Here is a 5,831-nt window from a genome sequence, read left to right as displayed (position 1 = left end):
CCATTTCCGTGACGTACAGTCCCCCGCCGTACTCGCGGCACAGCGTGCGGAAGGATTTGTTGGTCACCCCCGCCATGGGTGCCAGAACCACGGGCACGTCAATGGTCAACGGTCCCAACTGCAAGGGTTTCAGGTTCAACACGGCCGGCTCCCGGTCCGCGGTCTCAATGTTCGTGGTGCTCATCGTGCGCCATTGTCTCATTGTTCGCGCTGCCGCGCCGAGCTGTCCACGTGTTCCAGGCGCACCGCGAGCTTGAATGCCCTCACCTGTTCGTCGCGGCGGCCGAGGGTCTTGTACACGGCCCCCAGATCACGCAGGCACTGCACCCACTCGCGCGTGTGCGCCTCCGGTGCCGGCAGCGCGGGGTAGAGGTTACTGGCGTTGTAGAGGGCGTGAGCGGCGTCGTTCCAGGCCATCATGTCCTCGGAGAGCGACGCGAGGCCCCTCCAGCACAGGATCTGACCGGCAACGTCTCCGCGCAGCTCGCAACCGGCGAGGACCTTGTCGTAGTGGTCGTTGGCCAGCCTGCGCCGGCCGGCAGCCTGTGCGGCCGTGGCCAGGTGGGAGGTCCACCGCAGGTCCTCGCGTGAGACGAACTCCACACCGGCTCCGGTACTCGTGGGCCGCGAGGGGTCCACCCCGGCCGCTGCGGCTCCCTCCTGGAACTCGCGATAGGCATCCCACGGGCGCCCCGCCAACAGCAGGACATCGCCCAGATTCTCCAGGCACCGCACGCGTCCGCCCACGGAACGAGCCGAACGCGGAGCTCGCCGGTACTGGGTCGCGGCCAGCCGGTAGTGGTGTTCGGCACCCGGTAAGTCGCCGGTGTCCCGGGCCAGGTCCCCCAACGACGCCGCCGCATCGCCGGCCACCAACCACACCTCACCCAGGCGCGCGGTACGCAGGGCGGCCTCGAGGGCCTCCCGGGCCGCTGCCGTGTCCCCGGAGTCGCGGGCCGCGAGTCCGCGCTTGAGTCGTCGGGTGGCACTGGCCGCTGCGAACACGGGTGGCTCCTAGGGGTGAGTGACATTCACGGCAGAGGATCGCATTGTTTCTCGCCTCATTCTGGCCAACCTCTGCCCTAAATGTTCAGCGGCGGGGTCGTGTCATGGGACGCGGGCGCTTCAGAGGATCCTGCGGCCCGCTTCGGACGGTTGCAGGGTCAGGAACAGCGGTTCCCGGAACCCGTTGCGGGTAAAGCACAACTGCACGGCGGCGGCCAGCCTTTCCACGGACTCCAACGGCACCAGGGCAATCACGGACCCGCCGAATCCACCGCCGACCACCTTGGCGCCCAGCGCACCCGCGCTCAGACAGCCGTCCACCGCTGCATCGAGCTCCGGCACGGTGACCTGACAGTCATCGCGCATGGACTCGTGACCTTCCACCAGCAAGTGACCCACACGCGACCAGTCCGGCAAGTCGCTGCGCATCTCGTGGGCGATCTGCACCGAACGAACCATCTCGGTCATCGAGTGCCGTAACCGCAGCCGGGTCTTCGCACGGTCCTCGGTGAGCTCCGCGCCCGCGTCGAGAAGGTGATCGAAGCGCGCGAGGACGGCGGCGGCGTCGTCGGGCGTGGGGTGCTCGGGAAGCGCATCACGCAAGGTGGGCAGGCCCAGGACCGCGGCGGCGGCCTCGCACTCGGCGCGGCGGGAGCTGTATTGACCGTCCGCGAGCTTGTGCGGTGCCCGGGTGTCGACAGCCAGCCAGGTGAGGCCGGCGAGGGCGGGATCGGCGGGCAAGCGTGCCACGTCGAAATCGCGGCAGTCCAGCGCCAGGATTTCCCCCGCGTGGGAGCGCAGGGACGCCGTCTGGTCCAGGCCGCCCGTGTTGGCGCCCACAATGTGGTTCTCCGCCTCTATGCAAGAGCGGGCGAGGGCGCGGCGCTGGGGGTCGTCCGGGTGATCCTGGCCGGTGTTCAGTGAGAACAGCGCGAGCGCCACGGAGCACTCGAGAGCGGCGGAGGAGGCCAACCCGGCCCCGATCGGCACCGTGGAGTCGACCATGAGGTCCGCCCCGAAATCGGCGGCCAGTTCGAGCTCGGTCACCGCCACCGGGTGCGCGGACTCGCCGCGCGCCACCCGGTTCATCCCCCAGGCAACACCGGCCACGTACCCGAACCAACCCGGGATGGCCCCGGGGGCAATGTCTTCGATGCGGGTGGATTGCGGGCGGTCATCGGCCACGGACTCGTCCGCGTCCTGCATGGACTGCGCGTTGAGCACACCGTCTTCGCGAGGTGCCGCGGCGGTCAACGTGACGTACTGATGGGCGAACGGGAGGCACATGCCGCCGGAGAAATCCACGTACTCGCCCATGAGATTGGCTCGGCCGGGCGCCGCCCACACGCCCACCGGCGCGCGGCCGTAGGCCTCTTCGAACTTCTGGCTCAAGCGCTGCGCTCGCTCGCGGACGTCCGGCTGAGCGACCCAGCGCGGGCGCGCGAAGTCTTCCGGCGTAGCGGTTTCGCTGAGCTCACAGGACACGGGCGGATTCCTCACATGGCATGGGCACCGGGGTACGGCGGACGGGGCTGACAAACCATTGTCCACTACCCGGTGCGGAAATAATGTTCCAGCTCCTCCAGGGTCTTGTCCTTGGTTTCCGGAGCCACCCGGTACACCCACACCAGCGCAATGACCTGGAGGACCACGAAAATCAGGATCGTATAGGCCACGCCCAACGAGTCGGTGAGGATCGGGAACGTCAGACCCACCACGAACGTCATCATCCACAGGATCCACGCACACACACCCATACCCACGCCGCGCACATTCAGTGGGAAAATCTCGGACATGTACAGCCACGTCACGGTGCCGATGCAGCATTGCATGAACCCCACGAACACCACAATGCACGTCAGAATGACCCACGCCCGCGCCGGGTTGGTGTCGGGAATCAGCAGGTAGGACAGCGCAAAGGCGGTCAACGACGTCGTTGTGCCCACCAACCCGGTCAGCAACAGTTTCCGGCGGCCCACATATTTGAGCAGGTACATGGCCAGCCCCACGGCCAGCACACCCACCACGCCGGGGATGATGTTGGCGTAGAAGGCACCGTTGCCGCCGAAACCCACGTCCTGGAGCACGCTCACGCCGTAGTACTGAATGGCGTTGATGCCGGAGATTTGGTTGATGACGGCCATGGATGCGCCCAGGATGAAAATCCGCCGGATCCACGGCACGCGCACCAGGTCCGTGATCCGCGCGGCGGGGCGGTTCTCGTCCTCTTTCGCCAACCGGAGCACGGTCTGACCCTCGCCCGGGTCATACGCCTCTTCGCGAATCCGGCGGAGCACGTCGAACATGCGGTCCACAGAACCGTTACGGGCCAGCCAGCGCGGGGATTCCGGCACAATGATCATGCCCACCCACAGGATCAACGCGGGGGCCGTGGCGAGCACCAGCATGTAACGCCACACGTGGGGAACGTGAGCGAACGCGGTGGCCAGGCCGGCGTTGAACACGAACGCGAGAGCCTGCCCACCCACGATCATGAGCTCGTTCTGGGCCACCACCCGGCCACGCAGATGCGCCGGCGCGAGCTCAGCCAGGAATACGGGCACAATGACGGAGGCCGCCCCGACCGCCAGGCCCAGGATGCAGCGGAACGCGACAAGGACAGTGACGGTCGGCGCTGTTCCACACCCGATGGTCGCGATCACAAAGATGACCGCCAGAAACAACAGGACCCTGCGGCGACCGAAGTGGTCCGCCAGTTTGCCACCGAACGCCGCACCCCACGCCGCACCGAAGGGCAGGATGGACGCGACCAGACCCTCCAGGAACGGAGTGAGTTGCAGGTCCTCCACCATGGACGGCAGCGCACCGTTGATCACGCCGGTGTCGTAGCCGAACAGCAGCCCGCCGAACGTGGCCACCGTGGCGATCAATCTGAGCCGCCCGGTCATGGGCGGTTTGGCCTCCGAGTGCACCGTGTGTAATGACATGGCCGTCCTTTCGTCATAGAACGTCATACCATTGACGGCCACCCGGTGGTTAAACGCCACCGCAGCTGAATCACACTGGTCCGTCCCGGAAGACGATTAGTCGACCAGCGTCACCGTTTCCGCGACCACGTGCGCCACACCGGCCTCGAGCAGGTTGTCCACCACGGCGACCAGCGGGGCCATGGAATCGTCCACTTCGAGTTCCACCGGGTAGTCGTTGACCAGGAGGGCCAGCAGCTTCTCCACGGCCTCGCCGGTTTCCGCCTCGCTGGCCGCAGTACCGGGCACATAACCCAGCAGCACGTCAGCGGCCTCGAATTCGGCCGGTTCCTGATCCGGATTGTGCGGGTCGAAGGGGCGGTAGCTCACGGCGAAGGCCGAAATGGGGTCCTTGCCGCCGGCAGCCGCCGTGCCGTCGCGCAGCACCACGGCACCGAAGGCACCGGCCTTGTCCGAGAGCAACTGCTGATTGACGGCACCAATGCCGATCTCGCCCACGGGATCCCACTCATGCACGGATCGGTAGAAATCCCACACGGCGCGGGTGAGTTCCACGGAACCCGTCGCGAGGTCCGCCACGGCCTGAGCGGGAGTTCCGTCCGCGTTCTGCCCCAGCGTGGGCATCGGCAGCGCGCCGGCGGCCACGCGAATCACTCGCGAGCGCATCGCGGGCCGCAAGCCTTGGGCCTGCGCGAAGTGCTCCCCCGCGGACCCGGGGGTCACGCGGGTGCGCAGGGCACTGACGCCCGACGGCGCTCGCTCGGCTTCCGCGCGCAATCGTGCCACGAGCTCGCGGCCAAGGCCTTCGCGCTGGCGATCCGGCGCCACTTCCACGTAGGCCCACTGTCGCTGCGGGTGCCACGGGGATTCGTACACGACCCCGGCCGCCACGGGCACACCGGAATCGGTGGCCACCAGTGTGCGGGAGAAAGCGGCGCCCTCATTGGCGCCCAAACGGGCGCGGAAAGCTCGGGCCGGGGCCGACGGCGCGTCGGGCCAGACCTCCAGGAGACGGAGGTCGTCGTCTTCGCGCCACGGACGGTACTCGATGCTCATGCGGTCCTTACTTCTCGAGACGCTCGGCGAGGTAGGCGCTCACGCGATCCAGGCCCACGCGCTCCTGCGTCATTTCGTCGCGCGAACGGATGGTCACGGCTTGGTCCTCGAGGGTGTCGAAGTCCACGGTCACGCAGAACGGGGTGCCGATCTCGTCCTGGCGGCGGTAGCGGCGGCCAATGGCGCCGGCGTCGTCGTAGTCGATGTTCCAACGGCGGCGCAGCTCGGCCGCGAGGTTCTCCGCGGTCGGCTTGAGGTCGTCCTTCTTGGACAGCGGCAGCACGGCCGCCTTGACCGGAGCCAGGCGCGGGTCGAGCCTGAGCACGGTGCGCTTGTCCACGCCGCCCTTGGTGTTGGGGGCCTCGTCCTCCACGTACGCGTCCACCAGGAACGCCATCATGGAGCGGGTCAGCCCGAAGGACGGCTCGATCACGTACGGGGTGTAGCGCTCGCCCGAGGCCTGATCGAAGTACTGCATCTTGTCGCCGGAGTGTTCGGTGTGGTTGTTCAGGTCGAAGTCCGTCCGGTTGGCCACGCCCATGAGCTCGCCCCACTCGGAGCCCTGGAAACCAAAGCGGTACTCGATGTCAATGGTGCCGTCCGAGTAGTGCGCGCGCTCATCGGCGGGAACGTCGAAGCGGCGCATGTTGTCCGGGTTCACACCGAGGTCCACGAACCAATCCCAGCACGCCTCGACCCACTCGTCGAAGTAGGTGGCTGCCTGGTCCGGGTGGATGAAGTATTCGATCTCCATTTGCTCGAACTCACGCGTGCGGAAGATGAAGTTGCCCGGGGTGATCTCGTTGCGGAACGCCTTGCCGA

6 protein-coding genes are annotated in these 5,831 nt (G+C 67.2%); all 6 read right to left on the bottom strand.

Annotated features, from left to right (window positions below):
• Nucleotides 1-184 (bottom strand): tRNA-dihydrouridine synthase (locus tag Q4E95_RS10635; RefSeq protein ID WP_303383284.1); only part of this gene is annotated, 184 nt, incomplete at its 3' end.
• A 14-nt stretch (nt 185-198) separates the two neighbouring features.
• Entirely contained in the window at nt 199-1,005 is an 807-nt protein-coding gene (locus Q4E95_RS10630; protein ID WP_303383283.1) for a hypothetical protein, read from the bottom strand.
• 120 nt (nt 1,006-1,125) lie between these two features.
• Entirely contained in the window at nt 1,126-2,490 is a 1,365-nt protein-coding gene (locus tag Q4E95_RS10625; RefSeq protein ID WP_303383282.1) for a galactokinase family protein, read from the bottom strand.
• A 65-nt stretch (nt 2,491-2,555) separates the two neighbouring features.
• On the bottom strand, nt 2,556-3,953 hold the full coding sequence (locus Q4E95_RS10620; protein WP_303383281.1) for a sugar porter family MFS transporter: 1,398 nt from the start codon (nt 3,951-3,953) through the stop codon (nt 2,556-2,558).
• 96 nt (nt 3,954-4,049) lie between these two features.
• A complete protein-coding gene (locus tag Q4E95_RS10615) occupies nt 4,050-5,009 on the bottom strand; it encodes a GNAT family N-acetyltransferase (protein ID WP_303383280.1) in 960 nt (319 codons plus the stop codon).
• Nucleotides 5,010-5,016: 7 nt separating this feature from the next.
• Nucleotides 5,017-5,831, bottom strand: an 815-nt coding sequence (locus tag Q4E95_RS10610) for a glycine--tRNA ligase (protein ID WP_303383279.1), incomplete at its 5' end; no start/stop codon positions are given.

The sequence above is a fragment of the Kocuria sp. genome (assembly GCF_030536815.1).
Classification (GTDB): Bacteria; Actinomycetota; Actinomycetes; order Actinomycetales; family Micrococcaceae; genus Kocuria; species Kocuria gwangalliensis.
The sequence above is the reverse complement of the archived record's forward strand: the minus strand, read 5'-3'. Positions and strand labels throughout refer to the sequence as shown.

What these genes read in the sequence shown, in the direction of transcription:
- Q4E95_RS10620 (WP_303383281.1), bottom strand. Translation starts at nt 3,953, where the DNA reads ATGTCATTACACACGGTGCACTCGGAGGCCAAACCGCCCATGACCGGG.
- Q4E95_RS10615 (WP_303383280.1), bottom strand. Translation starts at nt 5,009, where the DNA reads ATGAGCATCGAGTACCGTCCGTGGCGCGAAGACGACGACCTCCGTCTC.